Origin of the sequence: Streptomyces sp. NRRL S-118 (genome assembly GCF_000716335.1) — a bacterium.
GTDB lineage: Bacteria > Actinomycetota > Actinomycetes > Streptomycetales > Streptomycetaceae > Streptomyces.
In genome coordinates this window covers 5,523-31,124 of record NZ_KL591036.1, presented here as the reverse complement: position 1 = coordinate 31,124, position 25,602 = coordinate 5,523, and the positions used below count along the sequence as shown (strand labels likewise).

General features: G+C 72.8%; 26 protein-coding genes. 6 read left to right on the top strand and 20 right to left on the bottom strand.

What is annotated here, in order from left to right; all coding sequences use genetic code 11:
• The first annotated feature begins 188 nt into the window (after nt 1-188).
• The 3 genes from IH00_RS0134695 to IH00_RS0134685 all read left to right on the top strand — a co-directional run bounded on the left by IH00_RS0134695 (nt 189) and on the right by IH00_RS0134685 (nt 3,980).
• Nucleotides 189-917 carry a hypothetical protein gene (locus IH00_RS0134695; protein ID WP_031080249.1) on the top strand — a complete coding sequence of 243 codons (729 nt, stop codon included), beginning with the start codon at nt 189-191 and terminating at the stop codon, nt 915-917.
• A 113-nt stretch (nt 918-1,030) separates the two neighbouring features.
• A complete protein-coding gene (locus IH00_RS0134690) occupies nt 1,031-2,233 on the top strand; it encodes a L,D-transpeptidase (protein WP_039947732.1) in 1,203 nt (400 codons plus the stop codon).
• A gap of 163 nt (nt 2,234-2,396) precedes the next feature.
• Nucleotides 2,397-3,980 (top strand): alpha/beta fold hydrolase, encoded by a 1,584-nt coding sequence (locus tag IH00_RS0134685; RefSeq protein ID WP_031080243.1) that lies wholly within the window; start codon nt 2,397-2,399, stop codon nt 3,978-3,980.
• Nucleotides 3,981-4,025: 45 nt separating this feature from the next.
• On the opposite strand, the gene IH00_RS0134680 is transcribed toward IH00_RS0134685, so the two are convergent.
• From IH00_RS0134680 to IH00_RS0134610, 15 genes are all read right to left on the bottom strand, one after another.
• On the bottom strand, nt 4,026-4,901 hold the full coding sequence (locus IH00_RS0134680; protein WP_031080241.1) for an amino acid ABC transporter permease: 876 nt from the start codon (nt 4,899-4,901) through the stop codon (nt 4,026-4,028).
• Entirely contained in the window at nt 4,898-5,542 is a 645-nt protein-coding gene (locus IH00_RS0134675; protein WP_031080239.1) for an amino acid ABC transporter permease, read from the bottom strand. Before IH00_RS0134675 ends, IH00_RS0134680 begins: the two co-directional genes overlap by 4 nt.
• A 10-nt stretch (nt 5,543-5,552) precedes the next feature.
• On the bottom strand, nt 5,553-6,464 hold the full coding sequence (locus IH00_RS0134670; RefSeq protein WP_031080235.1) for a glutamate ABC transporter substrate-binding protein: 912 nt from the start codon (nt 6,462-6,464) through the stop codon (nt 5,553-5,555).
• Between the two features lie 20 nt (nt 6,465-6,484).
• A complete protein-coding gene (locus tag IH00_RS0134665; protein WP_031080233.1) occupies nt 6,485-7,228 on the bottom strand; it encodes an amino acid ABC transporter ATP-binding protein in 744 nt (247 codons plus the stop codon).
• Between the two features lie 122 nt (nt 7,229-7,350).
• Nucleotides 7,351-7,794: a DUF6278 family protein gene (locus IH00_RS0134660; RefSeq protein ID WP_031080231.1), complete on the bottom strand. Its 444-nt coding sequence runs from the start codon at nt 7,792-7,794 to the stop codon at nt 7,351-7,353.
• A 69-nt stretch (nt 7,795-7,863) separates the two neighbouring features.
• The gene (locus IH00_RS0134655; RefSeq protein WP_031080229.1) at nt 7,864-8,643 is read right to left on the bottom strand and encodes an exodeoxyribonuclease III; all 780 of its coding nucleotides are present in this window, start codon (nt 8,641-8,643) and stop codon (nt 7,864-7,866) included.
• Between the two features lie 42 nt (nt 8,644-8,685).
• Nucleotides 8,686-9,318, bottom strand: coding sequence for an MBL fold metallo-hydrolase (locus IH00_RS0134650; RefSeq protein ID WP_031080227.1), 633 nt, complete (start codon nt 9,316-9,318; stop codon nt 8,686-8,688).
• A gap of 52 nt (nt 9,319-9,370) precedes the next feature.
• The gene (gene pcaC, locus IH00_RS0134645; RefSeq protein ID WP_234335080.1) at nt 9,371-10,900 is read right to left on the bottom strand and encodes a bifunctional 3-oxoadipate enol-lactonase/4-carboxymuconolactone decarboxylase PcaDC; all 1,530 of its coding nucleotides are present in this window, start codon (nt 10,898-10,900) and stop codon (nt 9,371-9,373) included.
• A 36-nt stretch (nt 10,901-10,936) separates the two neighbouring features.
• Nucleotides 10,937-11,545: a hypothetical protein gene (locus tag IH00_RS0134640; RefSeq protein WP_031080224.1), complete on the bottom strand. Its 609-nt coding sequence runs from the start codon at nt 11,543-11,545 to the stop codon at nt 10,937-10,939.
• A complete protein-coding gene (locus IH00_RS0134635) occupies nt 11,542-12,753 on the bottom strand; it encodes an ROK family glucokinase (RefSeq protein WP_420710975.1) in 1,212 nt (403 codons plus the stop codon). The genes IH00_RS0134640 and IH00_RS0134635 overlap by 4 nt, the downstream gene beginning before the upstream one ends.
• Before the next feature lie 160 nt (nt 12,754-12,913).
• Nucleotides 12,914-13,738, bottom strand: coding sequence for an ATP-binding cassette domain-containing protein (locus IH00_RS0134630; protein ID WP_039947730.1), 825 nt, complete (start codon nt 13,736-13,738; stop codon nt 12,914-12,916).
• Nucleotides 13,735-14,796: an ABC transporter permease gene (locus IH00_RS0134625; RefSeq protein WP_031080221.1), complete on the bottom strand. Its 1,062-nt coding sequence runs from the start codon at nt 14,794-14,796 to the stop codon at nt 13,735-13,737. The genes IH00_RS0134630 and IH00_RS0134625 overlap by 4 nt, the downstream gene beginning before the upstream one ends.
• Nucleotides 14,793-15,818, bottom strand: a complete 1,026-nt coding sequence (locus tag IH00_RS0134620) for a sugar ABC transporter substrate-binding protein (RefSeq protein ID WP_078888126.1) — start codon at nt 15,816-15,818, stop codon at nt 14,793-14,795. The genes IH00_RS0134625 and IH00_RS0134620 overlap by 4 nt, the downstream gene beginning before the upstream one ends.
• A gap of 104 nt (nt 15,819-15,922) precedes the next feature.
• Nucleotides 15,923-16,927 carry a substrate-binding domain-containing protein gene (locus IH00_RS0134615; RefSeq protein ID WP_031080219.1) on the bottom strand — a complete coding sequence of 335 codons (1,005 nt, stop codon included), beginning with the start codon at nt 16,925-16,927 and terminating at the stop codon, nt 15,923-15,925.
• A 136-nt stretch (nt 16,928-17,063) separates the two neighbouring features.
• The gene (locus IH00_RS0134610; protein ID WP_039947733.1) at nt 17,064-17,783 is read right to left on the bottom strand and encodes a GntR family transcriptional regulator; all 720 of its coding nucleotides are present in this window, start codon (nt 17,781-17,783) and stop codon (nt 17,064-17,066) included.
• Between the two features lie 184 nt (nt 17,784-17,967).
• Between IH00_RS0134610 and IH00_RS0134605 the strand changes: the two genes are divergently transcribed.
• Complete coding sequence (locus tag IH00_RS0134605; RefSeq protein ID WP_031080217.1) at nt 17,968-18,975, top strand: Gfo/Idh/MocA family protein; 1,008 nt, start codon at nt 17,968-17,970, stop codon at nt 18,973-18,975.
• A 6-nt stretch (nt 18,976-18,981) separates the two neighbouring features.
• Here IH00_RS0134605 and IH00_RS0134600 read toward each other — a convergent pair whose 3' ends face one another.
• The 3 genes from IH00_RS0134600 to IH00_RS0134590 all read right to left on the bottom strand — a co-directional run bounded on the left by IH00_RS0134600 (nt 18,982) and on the right by IH00_RS0134590 (nt 22,317).
• Nucleotides 18,982-20,163: a cytochrome P450 family protein gene (locus IH00_RS0134600; RefSeq protein ID WP_031080216.1), complete on the bottom strand. Its 1,182-nt coding sequence runs from the start codon at nt 20,161-20,163 to the stop codon at nt 18,982-18,984.
• A 202-nt stretch (nt 20,164-20,365) separates the two neighbouring features.
• Complete coding sequence (locus IH00_RS0134595; protein WP_078888128.1) at nt 20,366-21,052, bottom strand: response regulator; 687 nt, start codon at nt 21,050-21,052, stop codon at nt 20,366-20,368.
• Complete coding sequence (locus tag IH00_RS0134590) at nt 21,049-22,317, bottom strand: sensor histidine kinase (protein WP_031080212.1); 1,269 nt, start codon at nt 22,315-22,317, stop codon at nt 21,049-21,051. Before IH00_RS0134590 ends, IH00_RS0134595 begins: the two co-directional genes overlap by 4 nt.
• Nucleotides 22,318-22,463: 146 nt before the next feature.
• On the opposite strand from IH00_RS0134590, the gene IH00_RS0134585 reads away from it, so the two are divergent.
• Nucleotides 22,464-22,691 carry a hypothetical protein gene (locus IH00_RS0134585; protein WP_031080209.1) on the top strand — a complete coding sequence of 76 codons (228 nt, stop codon included), beginning with the start codon at nt 22,464-22,466 and terminating at the stop codon, nt 22,689-22,691.
• 4 nt (nt 22,692-22,695) lie between these two features.
• Here IH00_RS0134585 and IH00_RS0134580 read toward each other — a convergent pair whose 3' ends face one another.
• Nucleotides 22,696-23,613, bottom strand: a complete 918-nt coding sequence (locus tag IH00_RS0134580) for a DMT family transporter (RefSeq protein WP_031080207.1) — start codon at nt 23,611-23,613, stop codon at nt 22,696-22,698.
• 84 nt (nt 23,614-23,697) lie between these two features.
• On the bottom strand, nt 23,698-24,318 hold the full coding sequence (locus IH00_RS0134575; RefSeq protein WP_031080205.1) for a dihydrofolate reductase family protein: 621 nt from the start codon (nt 24,316-24,318) through the stop codon (nt 23,698-23,700).
• Between the two features lie 244 nt (nt 24,319-24,562).
• Between IH00_RS0134575 and IH00_RS0134570 the strand changes: the two genes are divergently transcribed.
• The gene (locus tag IH00_RS0134570; RefSeq protein WP_031080203.1) at nt 24,563-25,297 is read left to right on the top strand and encodes an SDR family oxidoreductase; all 735 of its coding nucleotides are present in this window, start codon (nt 24,563-24,565) and stop codon (nt 25,295-25,297) included.
• Nucleotides 25,298-25,602 lie beyond the last annotated feature (305 nt).

The following is a 25,602-nucleotide window of genomic DNA, read 5'->3' as shown; positions in this document are numbered from 1 at the left end:
AGGGGCGGGGGCGGGTGGCGCTGCGGCGCCCACCGAGAGAACCGTCACGGCGACGGCGGCGAGCGAGGTGTTCCGTACTGTGGAGCGACGCATCCGTACCTCCAGTCAATGACCGTCCGGCGAGCCTAACTTCAGGGCGGACCCCTCGCCAGGACCCCGGGGACACGGTGGCGCTACCATGCCCGCCCATGTATGAAGACCTGCTCAACATCGCGCTCGGCGTGATAGCCACCGGGGTGAGCGCCGCGCTCGGCTGGCTGGCCCGCACGGCCCTGTGGCGCCGCAGGCTCCGCCGTCAGCAGGCCTTCTTCGGACTGCCGGGGAACGCCGAGTGCCTGCTGGTCGTGAACCGCGAGGCGGGCTCCGAGGGCGCGGTGCACCGCTTCGACGTGTTCGCGCTGCTCGAACTGGCGGCGCTCATCAAGGACTGCGGCGCGCACGCGCGCATCGTGCAGCACGACGTGGCGCAGCAGGGCTTCGGCGAGCGCACGGAATTCTGCCTCGGGGGCCCCTACTCAAACCGGCGCATGGAGGCGCACCTGCGAACGCTGCTGCCGGGCGTGGTGGTCGGCACGGACGTGGAGCCGGGCCCCGAGCGGGGCGCCTTCCGGATCGGCTCCGAGCTCTATCCGATGGAGGCGGGCACGTCCGAGTACGTCCTCCTGGCCCGGCTCACCGCCGGGGAGGGCGGCCGGCCCGTCTTCCTCTTCTGCGGGCAGCGCGCCATCACCAACCAGGCGGCCACCCGCTACCTGGTCCGCCACCACGAGAAGCTCGCGCGGAAGTACGCACGCGAGGGCTCCTTCGTCCTGCTGCTGAAGGTGGTCAATTCGCAGGCGTACGGCCCGGATGTCGTCGAGCTCGTGGCGGACGTGACGCGGGCGGCGCGGACGCCGGCGGAGACCGCGGCGGCGTAGCCGGTCGGGCTGGTCACATCCGGCACGGCCGGAAATTCTCCCTTTTGAGGCAACCCGGTGCCCGCGATCCCCCTCTCACTCGGGGACGAAAGATCGTATCGGAGGATTTCCCGTTGAGCCTGCCCCGCCGCACCCGCCCGCGCAGCCCCTTCCGTACCGCCGCCCTGGCCGGCACCGCGGTCGTCGCCGCGGCCGCCCTCACCGCGTGTTCGGGCGGCTCGGGGGCTGCGGACGCCGACGACAAGGACGGCCGCGACGCCAAACCCGCGACGCGGATCTCGGTGAACCTGACCGGCAAGCAGGCCGCGGCGGGCGAGCCGGTCCGGGTCACCCTGGCCGAGGGCACCCTGAAGCAGGTCACCGTGACCGGCTCCGACGGCGCCACCCTCGGCGGCACGGTCTCGGCGGACGGGAGGACCTGGACGTCGGCGCGCAAGGCGGCCCCGGGCACCAGCTACACGGTCGAGGCCCGGGACGACCAGGGCGGTACCGCACGGGCGGACTTCGCGACCGCCGCCCCCGGCAAGGTCAACAAGTTGACGCTGGCCCCCGGCAAGAACACCACCGTCGGCATCGGCCAGCCCCTGTCGATCGTGTTCGACCACCCGGTGAAGAACAAGGCCGAGGTGGAGAAGCACCTGAAGGTGACGACGTCGAACAACACGACCGGCTCCTGGGGGTGGATGCAGGACTGGTCGGGCAAGGACCGGGTGGACTGGCGCCCCGAGAAGTACTGGAAGCCGGGCACCGAGGTCACGCTCAAGGCGGAGCTGAACGGCATCGACAGCGGCGAGGCGGGCGGCTGGTTCGTCCGCGACTACGCGACGGGGTTCACGGTCGGCAGGAACCAGCTCGTCAGGGTGGACCTCGACAGCCACCGCCTGAAGCTGCTGCGCGACGGCGCGGTCGTGAAGGACGTCCCGATGTCGGGCGGCACGCCGGGCGGCGACAAGGCGTCGTGGCGCGGCAGGACCGTGCTGATGTCGAAGGAGGGCACCATCAACATGCGCTCCGAGACGGTGGGCCTCGGGGACGCGTACGACAAGATGGTCGACTACTCGATGCGGCTGACCTGGTCGGGGATGTACGCGCACGCCGCGCCCTGGAACGCCCGCTACATGGGCAACGCCAACCGGAGTTCGGGCTGCATCGGCATGACCGACGCCGACGCGAAGTGGGTCTACGAGCAGGTCCAGGTGGGCGACCCGTTCGAGGTCGAGGGGGCCGACGCCAAGGGCACGCAGGCGCTGAACAACGGCTACGGCGCGTGGAACGTGTCCTGGGCGGACTGGCAGGCGAAGAGCGCCCTGCGCTGACCCCGTTCGTCACTCCCGTCCCACCTGCTGCGGACGCCGTCGCTGACACGACGTCCAATATCGTTACCGCTGCGTAACTTACCGATGGGTTACCTACGGTAAGCCATTCGTGCTTTTCTTCGGTTCACCTTTCAAGCGTTGACCAGCGATGGGGGAACGAACCGTGCGAAAGCCGCGCACTGCCCTGCGTACGACGACGACCGGCGCCGTCTCGGCCGCCCTCCTGGCCGGGACGGCCCTGGCAGGCGCCCCCACGGCGGCGGCCGCACCGGCCGCGACCGCGGCACCGCCCGGTATACGGTTCGTCGACATCGCCGGGGACGGCGGCACGGTCCTCAAGGCCAACGTGGTCACGCCCGCGGGCGCCGAGGGCCGGCGCTACCCCGTGATCGTGCTGCCGACCAGCTGGGCCATGCCGCAGGCCGAGTACCTCGTCCAGGCGAGGAAACTCGCCGACGCCGGCTACGTGGTGGTCAGCTACAACTCGCGGGGCTTCTGGCAGTCCGGGGGGCACGTCGAGGTGGCGGGCCCGCCGGACGTCGCCGACGCCTCGAAGGTCATCGACTGGGCACTGGCCCACACCCCCGCCGACCCGGAGCGCGTCGGCATGGCGGGCGTCAGCTACGGCGCCGGCATCAGCCTGCTGGCCGCCGGGCACGACAAGCGCATCAAGGCCGTGGTGGCCATGAGCGGCTGGGCCGACCTGATCGACTCCATCTACAGCGGCCGTACGCAGCACCTCCAGGCCGCCGGACTCCTGGGCGGCGCCGGCCTGCTCACCGGTCGCCCGAGCGCCGAATTCCAGCAGACGCTCAAGGACTTCCTGGGCTCGAACCTCTCCAAGGAGCAGGAGATGATGGCCTGGGGGGCCAAGCGCTCCCCCGCCGCGTACCTGGACCGGATCAACGCCAACGGCGCCGCGGTCATGCTGGGCAACGCCTGGGGCGACACCGTCTTCCCGCCCAACCAGTACGCCTCCTTCTACGAGAAGCTCAAGGGCCCCAAGCGCCTCGAATTCCGCCCCGGCGACCACGCCACCGCCGAGGCCACCGGCCTGCTCGGGCTGCCCAACGACACCTGGACCAACGCCCACCGCTGGTTCGACCACCACCTCAAGGGCGCCGACAACGGCATCGACCGCGAGCAGCCGGTCCAGCTGAAGTCCCGCTCCACCGGGGGCTACGAGGGCTACCCGGACTGGAAGTCGGTCGGCGCGGCCGAGCGCAGGATCGCCCTGCCGGACAGCCGGAAGGTGTACGCGAACGTCGACTCCGGCGCCAACGGCGGCATCGTGATGCTCTCCAGCACCCTCGACCAGTTCCTGAAGCTGCCCCCGATGGCCGCCGTCCCGCTCCTCCCCCGCCCCTTCGCCGCCGTCTGGCAGTCGGAGCGGTACGGCTCCGCCCAGCACGTCCGGGGGACGGCGAAGCTGCACACCACCGTCACCAGCACGAAGCCGAGCGGCACCCTCGTCGCGTACCTCTACGACGTGGGCCCGCTCGGCCTCGGCAAGCTGGTCAGCCATGCGCCGTACACCTTCCACGACAAGGCACCCGGCCGGCCCTTCGCCGTGGACCTGGAGCTGTTCTCCACCGCCTACGACGTCCCGGCCGGCCACCGCCTCGCCCTGGTCGTCGACACCGTCGACCCGCTCTACATCGAGCACAACCCGTCCGGCGCGCGGCTGACCTTCTCCTCGCCGTCGTCCGACCCGTCGTACGTGTCGGTACCGCTGCGCGAGGAGTGATCTCCGGCCGCTGCCGGGCGGGCATGGCCCTGCGTGCACTGCTCCCTAGGGCTTGGGGGCCGTCGGAGGGCCCCCGCCCGGCAGCAGCGTCCCTGGTTCGGCCGGCGCGACCTCCAGGCCCCCGGTCCTGGGATCGCGCCGCTCCCTCCTGGCCACCCAGGTGGCGAACCAGGAGAGGAGCATGCACATCCCGATGTAGATCGGAGAGATCACCAGTACCACCGGGATGAACGGCAGATCGTAGTCGAGGTTCGACGCGATCAGCTTGCCCGCGTGGAGGAACTCCTCGTACGTGATGAGGAAGCCGAGCGAGGTGTCCTTGAGGACGACCACCAGCTGGCTGATGATCGCGGGGAGCATGGCGCGCACGCCCTGCGGCACCAGGACGTGACGCATGACCTGCGTCTTGCGCATGCCCAGGGAGTACGCGGCCTCACGCTGCCCGCGCTCGACGGAGCCGACTCCCGCGCGGAACACCTCGGCCAGCACGGAGCCGTTGTAGAGCGTCAGTCCGGCGACCAGCGCGGGCAATGGCTGCACCTGGAGGGCCACGAAGATGAAGAAGATCATCACCAGCACGGGCATGGCACGGAAGAACTCGACCACCAGGGTGGCGGCCCAGCGCAGGACCCGGTGCTCGGACAGCCGCCCGAGGGCGAGGACCGCGCCCAGCGCGAGCGAGAGGACCGCCGCCAGCGAGAACGCCTTGAGCGTGTTGCCGAGGCCGCGCAGCAGCAGTTCCTGGATCCCCTGGTACGCGAAGGGGTTCCACTTGGCGTAGGTGAACTGCCCGGTGTCGAGGAGGAGGTGCAGCACCCGGCCGATCAGGGCCACGATCACGGCGGTCGCGAGGAGGCCGTAGGTCAGGTGCCGTCCGCGGGCCCGCGGGCCGGGGATGTCGTACAGGGCGGTGGTCGTCATCGGGCGACTCCCCAGCGCCGCTCCAGCACGTGGAAGAGCAGGCTGATGGTCAGGGTGATGAGCAGGTATCCGAGGGCGATCCAGATGAAGGTCCAGATGATGCTGTAGCCCAGTTCGTTGAGGGTCCGGTAGGTGCCGAGGAGCTCCGTGACGCTGAACGCGCCGGCGATCGCCGTGTTCTTGGCGAGGGCGATCAGGGTGGAGCCGACGGGCGGGATGACGGAGCGGAAGGCCTGCGGCAGCACGACGCCGCCCAGCGTCTGGCCGAAGGTCATGCCCAGGCTGCGGGCCGCCTCGCCCTGCCCGGGCGGCACGGTGTTGATGCCGGAGCGCAGCGCCTCGCAGATGAAGGCGGAGGTGTAGCAGCCGAGCGCGAGGACCGCGAAGACCTCGAAGGGCAGGACCAGTCCGAAGCGCGGCAGCCCGAGCAGGACGGCGAAGAACAGCAGGGTGAGGGGGGTGTTGCGCAGGACGGTCACCCACACCGTGCCGAAGGCGCGCAGCGCCCGGACGGGTGCGACGCGGAACGACGCCATGAGGAAGCCGAGCCCGAGGGCGAGCAGCGAGGAGTGGACGGTCAGCTCCACGGTGCCGAGGAAGCCCTCGCCGTAGACCGACCAGTTGTCTGCCAGGACGTCCATGAGCGTCTCCTCAGGTCGCCGGGTAGCGGTCGACGGCGGGTGGCTTCGGAGCCGGTGCGCCCGACAGTCCGAGCGTGGCGTCGTACGCCTTCTTCCAGTTGCCGTTCCTCTCGTTGGCCTCCAGGGCGTCGTCGAGGGCGAAGCGCAGGGCGTTGTCGGAGCGGGGTACGCCGATGCCGTACGGCTCCCGCGAGAAGGGCCTGCCGACCACCTTGAGCTCGTCGGGCACCTTCGCCGCGAAGCCCAGGAGGATGGTGTCGTCGGTGGTGACGGCATCGACCTGGTAGGTCAGCAGGTTGTCCACGCAGACCGCGTAGGTGTCGTACGCGACGAGTTCGGCCCGGGGGTGCTCGGCGGCGATGCGCTGGTACGGGGTGGAGCCGGCGGCCGAGCAGACGCGTTCGCCGGCCAGGTCCCGGGGGCCCTCGATCTCGTTCTCGTCGGCGCGGACGAGGAGCGACTGCCCGGCCATGTAGTAGGGGCCCGCGAAGCCGACGAGCCTCTTGCGGTTGTCGTTGATGGTGTAGGTGCCGACGTAGTAGTCGACCTGGCCGTTCTGCAGGGCCGTCTCGCGGTTGGCGGACGCGATGGTCCGGAACTCGATGCCGGCCGGGTCGAAGCCGAGGTACGCCGCGGTCATCCTGGCGATCTCGATGTCGAATCCGGAGTACCGGCCGGTGGCCGGATCCTTCTCCCCCAGGTATGGCTGGTCCTCCTTGGCGCCGACGATCAGCCGGCCGCGGCGCTCGGCGCGGTTCCAGGTCGGTGAGCCGGGGAGCCGGAAGCCGTTCGCCACCCGGTAGACGGGCAGTTCACCGGGTTGCGGCCCCTTGACGGGCGGGCTGCCGTCCTTGCCGCAGGCGGTGCCCGCGACGGCGAGCAGCGCCAGCGCGCAGGCCGCGAGGGCTCGTCGGGTACGCATCATCGGTCCGCACGCCCCTGTCAGTGCTTGAGGATCTTGGAGAGGAAGTCCTTGGCGCGCTCGCTGCGCGGGCTGGTGAAGAACTCCTCGGGTGTGCGGTCCTCGACGATCCGGCCGTCGGCCATGAAGACGACGCGGTGGGCGGCGGAGCGGGCGAAGCCCATCTCGTGTGTGACGACGACCATGGTCATTCCGTCGCGGGCGAGCTGCTGCATGACGTCCAGGACCTCATTGATCATTTCGGGGTCGAGTGCGGAGGTCGGCTCGTCGAAGAGCATCACCTTGGGGTCCATGGCGAGGGCGCGGGCGATGGCCACCCGCTGCTGCTGGCCGCCGGAGAGCTGCGCCGGGTACTTGTCGGCGTGGGCGGAGAGGCCGACGCGGTCCAGCAGCTCCCGGGACCGCCGGTCGGCCTCCTCCCTGCTGCGCTTGCGGACCTTCACGGGGGCGAGGGAGAGATTCTCCAGCACGGTCCGGTGGGCGAAGAGGTTGAACGACTGGAAGACCATGCCGACATCGGCGCGCAGGCCGGCCAGGGCCCTGCCCTCCGCAGGGAGTTCCTTCCCGTCGACGGTGATCGTCCCGGACTCGATGGTCTCCAGCCGGTTGATGGTCCGGCAGAGGGTGGACTTGCCGGACCCCGACGGGCCGATGACGACCACCACCTCACCGCGGCCGACGGTGAGATCGATGTCCTGCAGGACGTGCAGCTGCCCGTAGTACTTGTTGACGTCCCGCAGTTCGATCAACGGATCGACGGCCATACGCTGCCCTGCCCCATGCTCGCTGTGTCGAGGTCAGCGCAAACTATCCATCCCCAAAAGGGACTTAATGTCCTCGACACGCATAAAGGCGGCATAAGCCGTATTTACAGAATCGGGATTCGCTAGCTCTCGGCGGCTTCCGCGTAGACCTGGGAGAGCTCGGGCGAACCGCTCATCGCCCAGTCGAGACCGGCCTCCACGACGTGCAGCTCCCGGCCCGAGGCGAGCCGGACGACGGGGTGGCCGCCGCGCGTCAGGTACCACGACGCGCCCGGCACCGTCCGTACGATGACCGTACCGAGGTACAGGCCCGCGTCGTTGCCGAGCCAGGGCAACTCCTCGGGGTCGTCGCGCCAGCGCGGCGGAAGCTGGTCGATGGCCTCCAGGGAGCGCGGGGTGTCGTCCAGCCGCACCCCGAACTCCTGGACCCTGGCACGCAGCAGCTCACACTCGGCGAACATGTCCGCCAGGCCCTCCGGGTCGTTCCCGGTCTCCCCGCCCGCTGCGGTACGGGCCCGCTCGTCGGCGTTCCGCTTGCGCCAGGCGTCCAGGAAGGGGATGTTCATACCGCCCAGCGTGGCACCGAACCGCCGGACGCACTACAGGGCGCGCGAGAACGGGCCGCCCGCCGGACCTCAGACGTCGAGGTCCACGACGACCGGCGCGTGGTCGGACGCGCCCTTGCCCTTGCGCTCCTCGCGGTCGACGTAGCTGTCCTTGACCGCGTCGGCGAACGGCTTGTTGCCGTACACCAGGTCGATCCGCATCCCGCGGTTCTTCGGGAAGCAGAGCTGGCGGTAGTCCCAGTACGTGAAGGGGTGGTCGTACTTGAGGGGGCGCGGGACCACATCGCTGAGGCCGGTCTCGCGCAGGCCGGCGAGCGCGGCCCGCTCGGGCGCGGTGACGTGCGTGGAGCCCTCGAACGCCGCGGCGTCGAAGACGTCGTCGTCCGTCGGCGCGATGTTGTAGTCGCCGAGGACCGCGAAGGGACGCGGGCCCGCCGCGTCGTCGACGACCGCCGCCTGGAGCGCCTCCAGCCAGCGCAGCTTGTACGCGTAGTGGTCGTGGGCGACCTCGCGGCCGTTCGGCACGTACACCGACCAGACCCGGACCGGGCCGCAGGTCCCGGAGATCGCCCGGGGCTCGGCCACGCCCTCGTACTCAGGCCCGCCGGGCAGGCCGTGGACGACGTCCTCGAGACCCACCCGCGAGACCAGGGCCACGCCGTTCCACCGGCCGGTGGCGTGCACCGACGACGCGTAGCCGAGCTCGCGCAGCTCGTCGGTGGGGAACTGCTCCGCGGTGCACTTGGTCTCCTGGATGCACAGCACGTCCGTGCCGCTGCTCTCCAGCCAGGCCAGCAGCCGCGGCAGCCGGGCGGTGATCGAATTGACGTTCCAGGTGGCGATGCGCATGACCGCAAGCCTAACCGGGGGGTGTGACAGCCGGCGGGGCCGTCACAGGTCGGTGGCGTCGCCCGGGACCAGCCGGCCGTGCACCGTACCGCCGAGGGCGCCGATCTGGCGGTCGTAGATGGGCCGGGCCAGATCGGTGAGCAGCGCGTCGTGGATGTCGATGGCGCGCTGCGGCGCCACCTCGCGGACGTAGTCGATGACCTCGGAGATCTTGTTCCAGGGGGCCATGACGGGGAGCATCAGCGTTTCGACCGGCCGGCCGGGCACGGTGAGGGCGTCGCCGGGGTGGAAGACGGAGTCCTCGACCAGGAAGCCGATGTTGGTGATCCGCGGGATGTCCGGGTGGATCACCGCGTGCAGTTCACCGTGGACCTCGACGTCGAAGCCGGCCGCGGTGAAGGTGTCGCCGTGGCCGACGGTGTGGACGCGGCCGGGGAAGGCCGCCGAGATCTGTTCCGCCACACTGCGCAGGGTCCAGATCCCGGCACCGGGGTTCGCCTCCAGGGCCGCCCGCAGGCGGTCCTCGTCGAAGTGGTCGGGGTGTTCGTGGGTGACGAGGATCGCGTCGGCGCCCAGGGCGGCGTCGTACTCGCTGAAACCGCCCGGGTCGATGACGAGGGTCTGCCCGTCCTTCTCCAGCCGGACGCAGGCGTGGGACTTCTTGGTCAGCTTCATGCTGGCATCCTCCCTCCTGGGCGCGGGCCCGCGCGCCACGACGTGGCACCGCTCACGCCTCGGGCGGTGTGGTCTCCTCGCGGATCACCTGCCGGGCGACCCGGAAGGCGGAGTTGGCCGCCGGGACACCGCAGTAGACGGCGGTCTGCAGGAGCACCTCCATGATCTCCGCGGGCGACAGTCCGTTGCGCAGGGCGGCGCGCGTGTGGAAGGCGAGCTCCTCCAGGTGGCCGCCGGCGACCAGCGCGGTGAGGGTGACGACGCTGCGGGTGCGGCGGTCGAGGCCCTCGCGGGTCCACACCTCGCCCCAGGCGTAGCGGGTGATCAGCTCCTGGAAGTCGCGGGTGAAGTCGTCGGCAGCGGCCATGGCACGGTCCACGTGCGCGTCGCCGAGGACTTCGCGGCGCACCTTCATCCCGGCGTCGTACGGATCGGGCCGTCCGTCCGGCGCGGCCGCTCCCGGTACGGCCGGCTGCGTCACCGGCCCGGTCGCGGCGGCCGGAGGGGGCACGGCGGCCGCGGCCGGAGCGGGCGCGGGCGGCGCGACCGGGCCCGGATGCGGGGCGGCCGCGGCATGGTGCGTCTCGGCCGCGTGGGGCGGGTGCGGGGCCGGGGTGTACGCGGCGGGAGCGGCGATCGCCTGCATGACGGGCGGCGCCGCGAGAGCGGCCAGGCCGGTCGTCGAGTCCGACGCCGCCTGCCACGACGTCGAGAAGTGCCGTACGAGCAGGTCGGTGACGGCGGCGGGCTGCTCGACGGGCGCCAGGTGCGAGGCGCCGGGCACCACCGCGAGGCGGGCGTCCGGGATGCCCGCGACGAGGGTGCGCGCCTCGGCGGGCCCGGTGACGCGGTCCTCCGAGCCGACCAGGACGAGGGTGGGGACACCGACGCGGCCGAGGTCGGCCCGTACGTCGAAGGCGGCGAGCGCCTCGCAGGCGGCGACGTAGCAGCCCGGATCGGTGGTGCGCACCATCTGCACGGCCCAGTCGACGATGGCGGGCTGCGCGGCGGCGAACCCGGGGGTGAACCAGCGTTCGGGCGCGGTACGGGCCATCGGGTCGAGGCCGTTGGTGCGGACGATCACACCGCGCTGGCGGAACTCGTCGGCGGTGCCGAACCGGGGCGAGGAGGCGACCAGGGCGAGGGAGGCGAGCCGGTGCGGGGCGCGCAGGGCCAGGTCGGTGCCGATGGCGCCGCCGATGGAGCAGCCCGCGTAGCCGAAGCGGTGGACGCCGAGCCGGTCGAGGGTGGCGAGCAGCCGGTCGGCGAGGTCCTGGACGGCGGCTGCGGGGTCGGCGGGGGCGCCGCCGTGGCCGGGCAGGTCGAAGCGGAGGACCCGCCACTGACGGCTGAGCTCGGGTATCTGCCGGTCCCACATGTGCCACGTGGTGCCGAGGGAGGGGCCCAGGATGAGGACGGGTGCGTCGTCGGGGCCGTCGAACCGGTACTGGAGCGTCTTCGGCGCGCCGTCCGGGTCGGGAGCCGGGTGTCCCGGCACGAGGGCCCCGGGCGTCAGGGGCGCCGGCATCGGATGTCCCGGCGTCAGGGGCGGCTGCGGCGTCGGCGTCTGCGTGTCACTCACTCGCTCCAGGGTAGTCAGCGCCGGGCCGCGCACCGGTCACGGGGTCGCGGTGGAGACGACGAACACGCGCGGTGTGGCCGGATCGGTGAGGTCGACGGTGATGTCGCGGGTGGGCCGCGGCTCGGGCTGCCGGTGGGTGGTGCCCGCCCAGTCGTGCGCCTCGGGCCACGTCCAGCCGGCCGTGCGCGCGTCCCGCTCGCTGATGGTGATCTCACCGGGCTCCAGCCGGGACCGGCTGCTGCCGATGTCCTGCAGGAAGTCGTCGAGCCCCGAGGCGTCCGTGGTGAACTGCACGTACAGCCGGCTCGACTTCCAGTTGCTGGTCTCGAAGTAGGCGACGCCGGTGGACTTGGCCGGGATCGGCACCTCGAAGACGCGGCGCTTCATCTTCGACGGCCACGCCTCCTTCAGACCGGTGGCGGAGGACTCCGCCTGCTTGTCGCGGCCGCTGTCACGGCTCTGCTCGGCGGAGATGACCAGGTAGCCGGCCGGGATGCCGATGAGCAGCGCGATGACGACCGCGGTGAACCAGCGCCGGCGGATCATGTGCCGACGGTCCTCGCCGGACCCGGAGCCGGGTCCGGAGCCCGGCTCGGGCGCGGGCGCGGGCATCGGAGGGGGCGTGGGCTGGTGGAGGATGGTCATGGCTGCGGTTCCTGGGGGGTGCGGGGGGTGCGGCCGGTGCCGCCGACGCGGATGGCCTGGGCGTACCGCTCGTAGCGCTCGTAGCGCTCGAGCCGCCGGCGGTTGGCGCGGCGGAAGCGGCGCGCGACGAGCCGGGCGAGGTCGGCGGCGCCGACCATGCCCGCCTCGGGGCCGAGCTGGGCCTTGGCGATGCGGGCCTCGGGGCGGTATCCGCGGCCGGTGAGGTGGCGGCGGAAGGCGTCCCGGGCCGGGACGATGAGCAGGTCGTCGGCCGCGCTGACGCCGCCGCCGACGACGAAGCAGGAGGGGTCGAGGGCGGCGGCGAGGTTGGCGATGCCGACGCCGAGCCACTGCCCGATGTCCTGGAAGAGCTCCACGCACATGGCGTCGCCCTCGCGGGCGAGCTCGGTGATGAGCGGTCCCGTGATGTCCGGGATGGAGCCCTTCACCCGGTCGATGATGTTGTACGCGACCGGGGAGTCGGCGGCGGCGAGTTCGCGGGCCTCGCGGACCAGGGCGTTGCCGGAGCTGTACTGCTCCCAGCAGCCGCGGTTGCCGCAGGGGCAGCGGTGGCCGCCGGGCACCACCTGCATGTGCCCGAACTCGCCGGCGACGCCGTACTTGCCGCGCTTGACGCGGCCCTCCTCCAGGATCGCGCCGCCGATACCGGTTCCCAGCGTGATCATGACGAGGTGGTCCTCGCCGCGCCCGGCGCCGAAGCGCCACTCGGCCCAGGCGGCGGTGTTGGCGTCGTTGTCGACCATGACGGGAACGGCGAGGCGGGCCTGGAGGGCGTCGCGCAGGGGCTCGTTGCGCCAGGCGAGGTGGGGCGCGAAGAGGACCCGGCTGCGGTCGGCGTCGACCCAGCCGGCCGCGCCGATGCCGACGGCGTGCACGTCGTGCCGGTCGGAGAGGTCCAGGACCAGCTCGGCGATGGTGTCCTCGACGACCTTGGGGCTCTTGGACTTGTCCGGCGTCTCGGTCTTGATCTTCTCCAGGACGTTGCCGTCGGCGTCGACGACGCCTGCCATCACCTTCGTACCGCCGATGTCGATGCCGACGGTCGGGACGCGCGGAGCGGTCAGGTGGGAGCGCCGTTCGCGGGCGGACACGGTGCGCAGCACGGTGGCGCGGGCGGAGCCGCTCGGGGTTCCCCCCGCCCGGGCTCCGAGAGCCCGGGGAAGGGCGAGGTCGCGGTACGTGCTCACGGTGTCCTGTCGTCCCTGAGGGGGTGGGGGGCCGGGCGGTGCGTGGGGGGCTCTCCCGGCGGCGGACGGCGCCCGCCGCCCCCGATTCTGCCAGGACGGCCGGAGGGGCGGCGGTGCGGCGTGGCCGGCCGGCGGCTGCCGCGGGCCGGGCCCCGCCGCCTCAGGCCCGGGCCGGCGGGGTGTCGTCCCCGGCGGCGCGCGGCGGGGCCTGCGGGGAGCGTTCCAGCTCGTGGCGCAGGTCCTCCAGCTCGCTGCCGCCCGCCATCTGGCGGGTGAGCTCGTCCAGGGTGACGGAGTCCCTGGTGTGGCTGCCGGCCATCACTCCCCGCTTGAGCAGGACGAACCGGTCTCCGACCAGGTACGCGTGGTGGGGGTTGTGCGTGATGAGCACCACGCCGAGTCCGGCGTCGCGCGCGGCCGCCACGTACTTGAGGACGACGCCGGACTGCTTGACGCCGAGCGCGGCCGTCGGCTCGTCGAGGACGAGGACCTTGGCCCCGAAGTACACCGCGCGGGCGATGGCGACGCACTGGCGTTCGCCGCCCGACAGGGTGCCGATGGGCTGGTCGACGTCGCGCAGGTCGATCCCCATGCGCAGCAGCTCGGCGCGGGTGGTGGCGCGCATGAAGCCGACGTCGAGGCGTTTGAAGGGGCCCGCGCCCCTGGTGGGCTCGGAGCCGAGGAAGAAGTTCCGCCAGACCGGCATGAGCGGGACGACGGCCAGGTCCTGGTAGACGGTGGCGATGCCGCGGTCCAGCGCCTCGCGCGGGGAGGCGAGGGTGGTGTCCTCGCCGTCGATGCGGAAGGTGCCGCCGTCATGGGTGTGCAGTCCGGCGATGATCTTGATGAGGGTGGACTTGCCGGCGCCGTTGTCGCCCAGGACGCAGGAGATCCGGCCCGCGTGGACCTCCAGGGAGACGCCTTCGAGGGCGCGGACGTTGCCGTAGTACTTGCTGACCTTGTCGAGCTCTACCAGTGCCGTCACTTGGTGGCCTCCGCCCGCTTGCGGACCCAGGCGTTGAGCAGGGTCGCGAGGAGGAGCATCGCTCCGAGGAAGAACTTGAACCAGTCCGGGTTCCACTCGGCGTACACGATGCCCTTGCTGGTCATGCCGAAGATGAACGCGCCGACCGCCGAGCCGATGGCCGAGCCGTACCCGCCGGTGATCAGGCAGCCGCCGATCACCGCGGCGATGATGTAGATCAGCTCGTTGCCGACGCCCTCGCCGGACTGGACGACGTCGAACGAGAAGAGCAGGTGCTGGCCGGACACCCAGGCGCAGAACGCCACGCCCATGTAGAGGCCGATCCTGGTCGTGCGGACCGGGACGCCCACCGCGCGGGCGGCGTCGGCGCCGCCGCCCACGGCGAAGATCCAGTTGCCGAAGCGGGTGCGCAGCAGGACCCAGGTGGCGAGGGCGACGAGGGCGAACCACCACAGGATGGTGACCTTGAGGTCGACGCCGCCGATGGTGAGCTGGGAGGCGAACAGGGCGCGGGCGGAGGCGAAGCCCTCCATGTCGGCGATGGTCTTGGTGGAGACCGTGCCGCTGATCAGTTTCGTCAGGCCGAGGTTGAGGCCGGTGAGCATCAGGAAGGTGCCGAGCGTGATGATGAAGCTGGGCAGCTTGGTGCGGGTGAGCAGGACGCCGTTGAAGACGCCGATGGCGAGGGTCACCAGGAGGGACACGAGGACGCCGACCCAGACGTTCGCGGTCATCTGGTAGCTGAACATCGAGGAGACCAGCGCGGAGCTGGTCACCAGCACGCCGGCCGACAGGTCGAACTCGCCGCCGATCATCAGCAGCGCGACGGGGACCGCCATGATGCCGATGGTGGAGGCCGCGTACAGGACCGTGCCGAAGCTGGAGGCGCGCAGGAAGCTGTCGGCCACGACGGCGAAGAAGAGGAAGACGGCGGCGGCGCCGACGACCGAGCCGAGCTCGGGGCGGCCGAGCAGCCGGCGCAGCGGCGAGGTGCGCAGCAGCCGCTCGTCGCCGGGGGTGTCGTCCTTGCCTGGTACGGGTGGTGCGGTCGCTGTCATCGGGTTCCCCGCTCCGTGTATTCCGCGAGCCGTGCGGCGTCCTGCCGCGTGATGATCTGCGGGCCGGTGAGGACGGGCCTGCCGCCGCCGAGCACGTCGGCGTTGTAGCGGTAGAGCCACAGCAGGTCGACGGCCTCGTAGCCCTGGAGGTAGGGCTGCTGGTCGACGGCGAAGCCGAGGTCGCCGCCGGTCAGTCCGGCGGCGACCTTGGCGTTGAGGTCGAAGGTGTCGACCTCGGCGTCGGATCCGGCGCTCCTCCTGGCCTGGACGGCGGCGTCAGCGAAGGGCGCGCCGAGGGTCACGACCGCGTCGACGGACGGGTCGGACTGGAGTTTGGCCTCGATGGACGCCTGGACGTCGGGCATGTTGGTGCCGTCGACGTAGAGGTTCTGCAGGTCGCCGTCGAAGGTCTTCCTCACCCCGGCGCAGCGCTGCTCGTGGCCGACGTTGCCCTGCTCGTGCAGGACGCACAGGGCCTTCTTGCGGCCGCGCCGGTCGAGTTCGTCACCGACGGCCTCACCCGCGATGCTCTCGTCCTGCCCGATGTGGGTGAGGGCGCCGACGGCCCGGGACTGCTCGGAACCCGAGTTGACGGTGATGACGGGGATGCCGGCCTTGACGGCCCGCGCGACGGACGCCTTCATGGCGTCGGGCTTGGCGAGGGTGACGATCAGGCCGTCGACCTTCTTGTCGACGTAGGAGTCGACGAGCTGGGCCTGCTGCTGCCCCTCGTCGCTGTGGGCGTAGAGGAAGTTGATGTTGTCCTTGACCGCGGCCTGCTTGGCGCCGTTCTGGACGATGTCCCAGAAGGTGTCGCCGTCGCCGGAGTGGGTGACCATGGCGATGGTCCACTTCGGGGTGTTCACCGCCGCCCGGCCCTGGGCCGCGGCCGCCTTGCGGGCGTCCTCGGCGCGTTTGCCCCCGGTGGCGCTGCACCCCGCGAGGGCTCCCGCGAGGGAGGCTCCGAGCACCGTCGCCAGTACCGCGCGCAGTGCGCGTACCCCTGTCCGAACCCTTGCCACGACGCCGTGCCCCTCTTGCTGTGCTGGTTCTGTCCGATGCCGCCGGGGGGCATATCGGCCCATCCCGACCGGCCAAGTATCGGTCATGGCCCGGTGGGGCCCGGTCATCGGGTGCCGCGTGCGGTCAGTTCCTCCAGCACGGGCACGTCCTTCTCCGTGACGAGGGCGGGGCCGGTGAGGACGGGCTTGCCGCCACCGATGACGTTGAGGTTCTCCCGGTGCAACCAGATGGCGTCGACGGCCAGGTAGCCCTGGAGGTAGGGCTGCTGGTCGACGGCGAAGCCGATGTGTCCGGCCTTGAGCTGTCCGACGACGGCCGCGTTGAGGTCGAAGGTGTCGATCTCGGCGGCGGAGCCGGCGCTGCCCCTGGCCTTGACGGAGGCGGCCGCGAACGGCGCGCCGAGGGTGACGACGGCGTCGATGTCCTTGCGGCTCTGCAGTTTGGCCTCGATGGAGGAGGTGGCGGCGGGCATGTTGGTGCCTTCGACGTTGAGGTTCTCGACCGTGCCCCGGAAGGTCTTGCGCACGCCGGCGCAGCGCTCCTCCAGGGAGACGTTCCCCTGCTCGTGGATGACGCACAACGCCTTCTTGCGGCCCCGGGCGGTGAGCTCCTCGCCGACGGCCTCGCCGGCGACGGTCTCGTCCTGGCCGATGTGGCCGATGGCGCCGTACGCCTCGGAGTACCGGCCGCCGGAGTTGATGGTGACGACCGGTATCCCGGCGGCGACGGCCCGGGCGACGGACGCCTTGACCGCTTCCGGCTTGGCGAGGGTGACGATCAGGCCGTCGACCTTCTTGTCGACGTAGGAGTCGATGAGCTGGGCCTGCTCCTTGCCCTCCTTGTGGGCGGCGTAGAGGAACTCGGCGTTGTCCTTGGCGGCTGCGGCCTTCGCGCCGCTCTGCACGATGTCCCAGAAGGTGTCGCCCTCTCCGGAGTGGGTGACCATGGCGACGGTCATGCGCTCGGTGGCGGCGGGCCGGCCGCCGCCCGACGCGGACGAGGGCTCGTTCTCGGCGTCCTTGCCGCCGGAGCCGCTGCATCCGGCGGCGGTGACGGTGAGTGCGGCTGCGGCCAGCAGGGCCGCTGCCGCCGTGCGGGTGGTACGCATCGTGGTCGTCCGCCTTCTCTCCCGCGCCGCCCGGTTGCGGCTGGGTGAGTTTCTACGGCGGTGGCGCCGACCCGTCAATACTTTGTCCGAACATTCTTACCCGATGACACGGCCGGGCTCCGGGCCCGGACCTCCCTCAGGGCCGCACGAGGAGCTGGAACTCGAAGGCGTACCGGGACGCCCGGTAGACGTGCGAGCCGAACTCCACGGGGCGGCCGGTGTCGTCGAAGGTGGTGCGCTCCATCGTCAGCAGCGGCGCACCCGCCTCCTCGCCCAGCAGCCCGGCCTCCGCGGCCGTCGCCGCGCGCGCCCCGACCGACTGGCGCGCGCTGTGCAGGGTGATGCCGGCGCCGCGCATCATCCGGTACAGGCCGGTCTCCTCCAGCAGCGCGCCGTCGAGGTCCAGCAGCCCGGCCGGCAGGTGGTTGCGCAGCCGCGCCATGGGCTCGTCGTGCGCGTACCGCAGCCGCTCCAGGAAGCGGACGTCACTGCCCTCCGGTACGCCGAGGGCGGCGGCCACCTCGGCGGTGGCGGGCTCGACGCGGTTCGCCAGGACGACGGTGGCGGGGCGCTGGCCGGCCGCCTCGAGGTCGTCGTACAGGCTGCTGAGCTCCAGCGGGCGCTTGACCTGGCTGTGCACCACCTGGGTGCCGACACCGCGGCGGCGCACCAGCAGGCCCTTGTCGACCAGGGCCTGGATGGCCTGGCGGACGGTGGGCCGGGACAGGCCGAGCCGGCCGGCCAGGTCGATCTCGTTGCCGAGCAGGCTGCCCGGGGTGAGGGTGCCGCGCTCGACGGCCGCCTCCAGCTGTTGCGAGAGCTGGAACCAGAGCGGCACCGGGCTGGTGCGATCCACGCTCAGCGGCAGCTGCACGACCGGAGCGGTCTCCTCACGGCCGTGGCCGCGCGCGTCTGGGGCATCTCGGGTCTGCTTGGGCACGGCTCGAGCGTATCCGCAGGGCATGTTGACGGGAAGTTGTGAAGTCCGATTGTCCTGACAAACCCTTGACAGGCGGCGGACCCGGCACCACCTTGGGGCCATGCGCATCGGACTCATCGGAACGGGACGTATCGGCGCCTTCCACGCCGGGGTGCTCAGCCGCCACCCGGAGGTCGGGGCCCTCCTGGTCGCCGACACGGACCCGGCACGGGCGGCGCGGGTCGCCGAACTCACCGGCGCCACGGTCGCCCCCACCGTCGACGACGTCTTCGCCTGGGGCGTGGACGCCGTGGTCATCGCCTCGGCCACCTCCGCCCACGCGGACCTCATCGCCCGCGCGGCCCGCGCCGGCCTGCCCACCTTCTGCGAGAAGCCCATCGCCCTGGACCTGCCCGGCACGCTCGGCGCGCTGCGCGCGGTCGATGCGGCCGGCACCCCGCTCCAGCTCGGTTTCATGCGCCGGTTCGACGCCGGCTACATCGCCGCCCGCGAGGCCGTGCGCGCCGGGCGCCTCGGCCGGCTGCACACCGTGCGGGCCATCACCTCCGACCCGGCGCCGCCGCCCGCCGCGTACCTGCCGCTCTCCGGCGGGCTCTACCGGGACTGCCTGGTCCACGACTTCGACATCCTGCGCTGGGTCACCGGGCGCGAGGTGGCCGAAGTGTACGCGGCCGGTTCCGACACCGGCCCCGCGGTCTTCCGCGAGGCGGGTGACGTCGACACGGCGGCCGCCCTGCTCACCCTGGACGACGGGACGCTCGCCACCGCCACGGCCACCCGCTGCAACGGCGCCGGGTACGACGTCCGCATGGAGCTGGCCGGCGAGTGCGACCAGATCGCGGTGGGCCTCGACGACCGCACCCCCCTCACCTCCACCGAACCGTTCGGCCCTCCCCCGGCCGAGAAGCCGTGGTCCGGCTTCCTGGAGCGGTTCGCCCCGGCGTACGAGGCCGAGCTCGACGCCTTCGTCCACCTCGCGCGCGGTGAGCTGGACAACCCCTGCGACGGGCACGAGGCCCTGCGGGCGCTGCGGGTCGCCGAGGCGTGCGAGCTGTCGCGCCGGGAGCGCCGCCCGGTGCGGCTGGAGGAGATCCCGTCCGGCCTCTGAGCGCCGCTACCACCTGACGGGGAGCCGCCGCACCCCGCGCATGAGGAGGCCGGGCAGCCAGTCGAGCGGCCCGGCGGACGGGTCGAGGGCGAGGGACGGGAAGCGCTCCAGCAGGGCGCGGACCGCGATCCGCCCTTCCAGCCGGGCCAGCGGTGCGCCCAGGCAGTAGTGGATGCCGTGCCCGAACGCGAGGTGCCCGCCGGTGTCCCGGCGGATGTCGAACCGGTCGGGGGCGTCGAACCGGGCGGGGTCGCGGTCGCCCGCCGCGATGCCGACGAGGACCGCGGCCCCCTGCGGGACGACCGTGCCGCCGAGCTCCACCGGCTCCAGGGCGAACCGTGCCGTACCCGTCTCCACCGGGCCGTCGTAGCGGAGCATCTCCTCCACCGCGCCCTCCAGCAGCCCGGGGTCGGCGCGCAGCGCGGCGAGCTGGTCCGGGTGGGACAGCAGCGCCCGCATGCCGTTGGCGACGAGGTTGACCGTGGTCTCGTGCCCGGCGATCAGCAACAGGTAGGCCATGGCGCGCAGTTCGGCGACGGAGAGCCGGTCGCCGTCCTCCGCGCGGGTGCGCAGCAGGGCCGAGAGCAGGTCGTCGCCGGGGCCCGCGCGGCGCTTGTCCTCGATGAGGTCGTCGAGGTACGCGGCCAGGGCGTGGACGGCCGCGCGCTCGGGGTCGGCGCCGGTCGGGGCGACGATCTCGGTGGACCAGGCGCGGAAGCGGTCGCGGTCGGCGGCGGGCACGCCCAGCAGTTCGCCGATGACGGTGATGGGCAGCGGGAAGGCGAGGGCCGCCACCAGGTCCGCGCTCCGCTCCGGTCCGTCCATGGCGTCGATCAGCTCGCGGGTGATCCGCTCGATGCGCGGGCGCAGGGCGGCCACGCGCCGCCCGGTGAACTCGCGGGCGACGAGCGCGCGCAGCCGGGTGTGGTCGGGCGGGTCGACGACGAGCAGGTACGGCCCGACGATCTGCTCGTCGAGCATCGTGAACCCGGCGGTGGCAGGCGACTTGGACAGGCGGGGGTCGGCGAGCGCGGCCCGCGCCTCGGCGTGGCCGACGACGAGCCACACGTCGTTGCCGAGCCGCGTCCGCACGTGGTGGACGGGGCCGCGCGCGCGGAGCTCGGCGTAGTACGGATACGGGTCGGCGACGAAGTCCTCGCCGTACGCGCCCAGATCTACGGTGACCATTGGCCCACCCTAGGGGGTGTCCCGCCGATCGGGCCGGATCGGTGAGCGGCGTCCGGTGCAGAGGGTCTCCCCAGGCCCGTCAGGGCCGGGGAGGCGTCGCACGGCCGAGGCGGGAGTCGACGGGGAGCGCCGGCGACCGACGACAACGCGGCGAGGCGCGGTGCCGGGCGCCGCGAGCCCGGCATGACCGGCGAGTCACCCCCTAGACGCCGTCCTCGGCGTCGAGCAGCCCCGCGTCGTGGACCAGGAGGGCGATCTGCACCCGGTTGTTGAGGCCGAGCCTGGCCAGGAGGCGCGAGACGTACGTCTTGACGGTCGGCACGCCCATGTAGAGCGTGGCGGCGATCTCCGCGTTGGACAGGCCGCGGCCGACGTGGACGGCGACCTCCCTTTCGCGTTCGGCGAGTCCGGCGAGGCGGGCGGCGGCCCGGGCCCGGCGGGTGTCCTCCCGGCGGGCGCCGTCCGGGCCGCCCGCGACGCGGTCCATCAGCCGGCGGGTGACGGCCGGTGAGAGGACCGGGTCGCCGGCCGCGACGCGCCGTACCGAGGCGACGATCCCGGCGGGCGGGGTGTCCTTCAGGAGGAAGCCCGCGGCACCCGCCCGCAGGGCGCGCAGCACCTGTTCGTCGGCGTGGAAGGTGGTCAGGACGACGACCTCGGGGGCGCCGGGCCGGGAGCGGAGCTGCTCGGTGGCGGTCAGGCCGTCGACGTGCGGCATGCGGATGTCCATCAGGACGAGGTCCGGGGCGAGCCGGGCGACGAGGCCGGGCACCTCGGCGCCGTCGGCGGCCTCGCCGACGATCTCGATGTCGTCGGCGCCGCCGAGCATGAGGGTGAGTCCCGCGCGGACGAGGGGGTCGTCGTCGACGATCAGCAGCCGTATGGTCATGCGGCCCACGGTAGCCAGGCGTTCAGGGCGAACCCGCCGTCGGGCGCCGGGCCGTGGGTGAGGCGGCCGCCCGCGAGCACGGCCCGCTCGGTCAGGCCGATGAGGCCCTGGCCGGAGCCGGGGACGTGGGGGACGGCGGTGGTGGGCGCGGGGTTGTGGACGCCGACCGTCAGGCCGTCGCCGGGGTGGCCGCGCAGGGTGACGGTGACCCGGGTGCCGGGCGCGTGCTTGCGGGCGTTGGTCAGCGCCTCCTGGGCGATGCGGTACACCGTGCGGCCCAGGGCGGCGGGCACACGGCCGGGGTCGGCGATCGCGTTGTCGAGGGTGACCTCCATGCCGGCCTGCCGGGACTCGGCGACGAGCGCGTCCAGGGTGGCGAGGGTCGGCTGGGGCCGGTCGCGCTCGTCGCGCGGGCCGCGGGCGCCGCCGGTGCCGTCGGGGTCGCGGTCACCGGGTGCCCGCAGGACGCCGATGATCTCCCGCAGGTCCTGGAGCGCCTCGTGGGCGCTGTCGCGGATGACGCCCGCCGCCCGCGCGACCTCGGCCGGGGGCGCGTCCGGCCGGAACTCCAGGGCACCCGCGTGGACGCTGAGCAGGGTGAGGCGGTGGGCGAGGACGTCGTGCATCTCGCGGGCGATGGCTTCCCGGGCGGCGCGCTGCGCCTGTTCGGCGCGCAGCTCCGCCTCCGCCTCGGCGCGGCGGGCGCGTTCCCGGAGCGCGGCGACGAGCTGGCGGCGGGCCCGTACGAGCATGCCCCACGCGGTGACCAGGAGGAGGAGCACGACGCCGGCCAGCACCGCGGCCGCCGGGTGCAGTTCGGGGTCGGGGCGCAGGAACACCTGGACCGTGGTGCACCCGAGCGCCAGGCCCCCGACGTAGGCGAGGGGCCGCGGCGGCACCCGGACGGCGACACCGAACAGGGCGACGAGCGCGGCGCCGCCCGCGGCCGGGACGACGGCGCTCACGAGGGACACGGCGACGGCCACGGCGACGGGCCGGCGGCGGCGCAGCCACAACGCGAGGCAGGCGGCGGCGCCGGCCAGCTGGTCGGCGAGGACGGCGGGGCCCGGGCCGTTGTAGGCGCGGCTCGCCTCGGCGGCGAGAAGCCCGAAGAAGGCGGCGAGGACGAAGGCGACGGTGTCGACGATCCAGTCGCGTACGGTGCGCCGGGGCCTCGGACCGTCCTGGCCGTCCTCGGAGGTGACCGGGCCGGCCGTGCCGGCGAGGTCCGAGGGCAGCAGCCAGGGGTACTCCGCACGCGTCATGGGGACGACGCTAGACGGGCGGGAGCGGCGCCGTGACCGCCGGGCGCGGCCGCGATACCGAAGTCGCACGGCCAGGAACTTTCGGATGAGCGCGGTGTCCCGAGGTCGGACGCGGCGCGCCGCCGGTGGCGCCGACGATCGGGGGCATGAAGAGGATTCTCGAGTTCATCGGCACCCTGCTGCTGGTCTTCGGTGTCTGCGGCGTGCTCCGCGAGCTGACCGGATGGTTCCGTCTGATGGGCCTGACGCGGTACGTGACGGAGTACTTCTCCTTCCTGCACGGCCGCGAGGTGTTCGCGAACATCGTGATCGCGGTGGTCGGCTTCGCGCTGCTGATGATCGCGGACGGGCAGCGGCGGGCGGTCGGGCGGTGACGCCTCACCGCGGGTCCGCCGCGCTCCTGCCCCACCAGGTGCCGGCGAGGACCAGCGCCGCCCCCGCGAGGCTCGCCGCCGCCAGGTGCTCGTGCCCGATGGCGATGCCGGCCGCCGCCGCCCACAGCGGCTCGGTGCCGAGCAGCAGGCTGACTCGGGAGGGCGAGGTGCGGCGCACGGCCCACATCTGCACGAAGAAGGCGAACAGCGTGCAGAAGACGGCGAGGAAGAGCAGCCCGGCCCATTCCCGGGCGCCGAAGCCCACGGCCACCGTCCACGGCGACGGACCGGTGCCGGGTGCGGCCGCCAGCACGGCGAACACCATGACGGCGCCGCCGAGCTGGACCGTGGTCAGCGACAGCGAGTCGGCGCCCCGCACGGACGTCAGGCGCGACATGGCCAGGACGTGGACGGTACGGGCGACGGCGGCGAGCAGCATCAGCACGTCGCCCGTCGACGGGGCGGTGAACCCGCCGCCCTGCGTCAGCAGGACGACGCCCGCCACCGAGAGCCCGGCCGCGGCGAGGAAGGCCGCGGGCGGGCGGGTCCTCGTCAGCGCGGCCTCGGCGAGCGGGGTGAGGATCATCGTGAGGCTGATGATGAGCCCCGCGTTGGTGGCGGACGTGTGGACGACCCCGTACGTCTCCAGCAGGAAGACGCCGCTCAGGATCAGGCCGAGGAGGCCCGCCCCGCGCCACTGGGCCGCCGTCAGGGCGCGCAGCCTGCGCCGTCCGGCGGCGACCAGGACCGGCAGGACGACCGCGAAGCGCAGCACCAGGACCGCGATGACGGTGTGCGTGGTGGTGATGCCCTTGGCGGCGAGGTAGCTGGCGCCCCAGACGACCGCCACGAGCAGGAGGGGCAGGTCGGTGAGCCAGGCCCGGCGGACGGGCAGGGGCGCGGACGCGGTGAGTGAGGACATGGCGGGCCGGGTCTCCGACGGTGGGTGCGGTGTGGAGACGTCGGCGGCTCGCACGCGGGATGATCACCGTACCGGCCCGCCCTGTCACTGGTCGAGGGCGAACGTGCCGAACTCCGCGGGGCCGGTGGGCCGGTAGGTCAGGATGCTGATGCCGGTGGAGGTGGTGCGGTGTCCGGCGAGGGCGAACGCGGTGGGCCGCCCGCCGTCGGGGAAGAGCCGGCGGCCCTTGCCGAGGAGGACGGGGTGGACGAGGACGTTGAGTTCGTCCACCAGTCCCTGCGCGATCAGGCTCTGCGCGAGGCGTGCGCTGCCGTGGACCTGGATCTCGCGGCCGGGCTGCTGCTTCAGGCGGGCCACCTCGCCGGCCAGGTCGCCGCCGAGCACCGTGGAGTTGTGCCAGTCGGCCTTGTCCAGCGTGGTGGAGACGACGTACTTGGGCAGGGCGTTGAGGCGGCCGGCGATGGGGTCGTTCTCGTCGGTGACCCGAGGCCAGTACGCGGCGAAGATCTCGTAGGTCCGCCGGCCGAGCAGGAAGCCGTCCGCGCGGTCGAACACCTCGTTCATGAAGGTGCCGAAGTCCTCGTCCGCGAACGGGACGCTCCAGCCGCCGTAATCGAAACCGTCGGTGCGGTCCTCGTCGGGGCCTCCGGGTGCCTGCATGACGCCGTCGAGGGTCACGAAGGAGGTGAGGGTGAGCTTGGCCATGGCCGGTTCCCTTCTCGGTGAGCGGTCGGTTCTTCATCGTGTGTCACCGGTTCCGACCGCGCTCGCGCACGGAACTCATCGGTGAGCGGGCACCGGATGCCCGGTGGCGGGTGGGCCTCAGGCGCCGGCAGGCCCCCGGAGGCGGACCGGCCCGGCGCACGCGTCCGTTTCCCGCCAGTGCCGCCGCCGCTCCGCCGATGTGATGGAACCGGCAACCACACAGGGCGACGGCACGGAGGGTTTCATGAACGGCAGGACAGCTCTGGTCACCGGCGGCAGCCGCGGCATCGGGGCCGCGATCGCGCTGCGGCTCGCCCAGGAGGGCGCCGATGTGGCGATCACGTACGTGCGGGACGAGGATGCGGCCCGCGAGGTCGTGCGCAGGATCGAGGCGGCCGGCCGCCGGGGGCTCGCGCTGCGCGCGGACGCGGGGGACGCGCGGGCGCAGGCCGGCTCGGTCGGACGCGCCGCACAGGCGCTGGGCGGGCGGCTGGACGTGCTGGTCAACAACGCCGGGGCCGGCGTGCTCGGCCCGCTGGAGAGCCTGTCGCCGGCCGACGTGGACCGGGTGCTCGCGGTGAACGTGCGGGGAGTGTTCCTGGCGTCGCAGGCGGCCGCGGCGCGCATGGAGCGGGGCGGGCGGATCGTCACCATCGGCACCTGCATGACGCAGCGGGTGCCGGGCCCCGGCGGGACGCTCTACGCGATGAGCAAGTCGGCGCTGATCGGCCTGACCAAGGCGCTGGCGCGGGAGCTGGGCGGCCGCGGCATCACCGCGAACGTCGTCCATCCGGGGCCCGTCGACACCGGTATGAACCCGGCGGACGGCCCGTACGCGGACGGCCAGCGCGCGCACACGGCGCTGGGCCGCTTCGGCGTGCCCGACGAGGTGGCGTCGATGGTGGCGTTCCTGGCGGGGGACGGGGCGGCGTACGTGACGGGCGCGGAGTTCGCGGTGGACGGCGGTCACGCGGCGTAGGCCGTACGGCACCCGGGCGCGGGGAGGAGGCGCGGGGGCGCACCGGTGCTGTCCTTCCGGTGCGCCCCGCGCATGCGGGCGGGTGTCGTGCCGCCCGGGTCGATGGACCTTGGGGCCCTTGGGGCCCGGCGCTGGGGCCCTTCGCTCGGATCGGGGCTGGATCAAGGACGTCCGGCGCCCGGGTCTCCCCCGGCCCGTGACGGGCCGAGGGGACGCATCGCACGACGGCGACCGACGACAACGCCGCGAGGTGGGAGTCCAGGCGTCACGAGCCCGGCAGGATCCGGACGAGAGGCGCTAGCCGA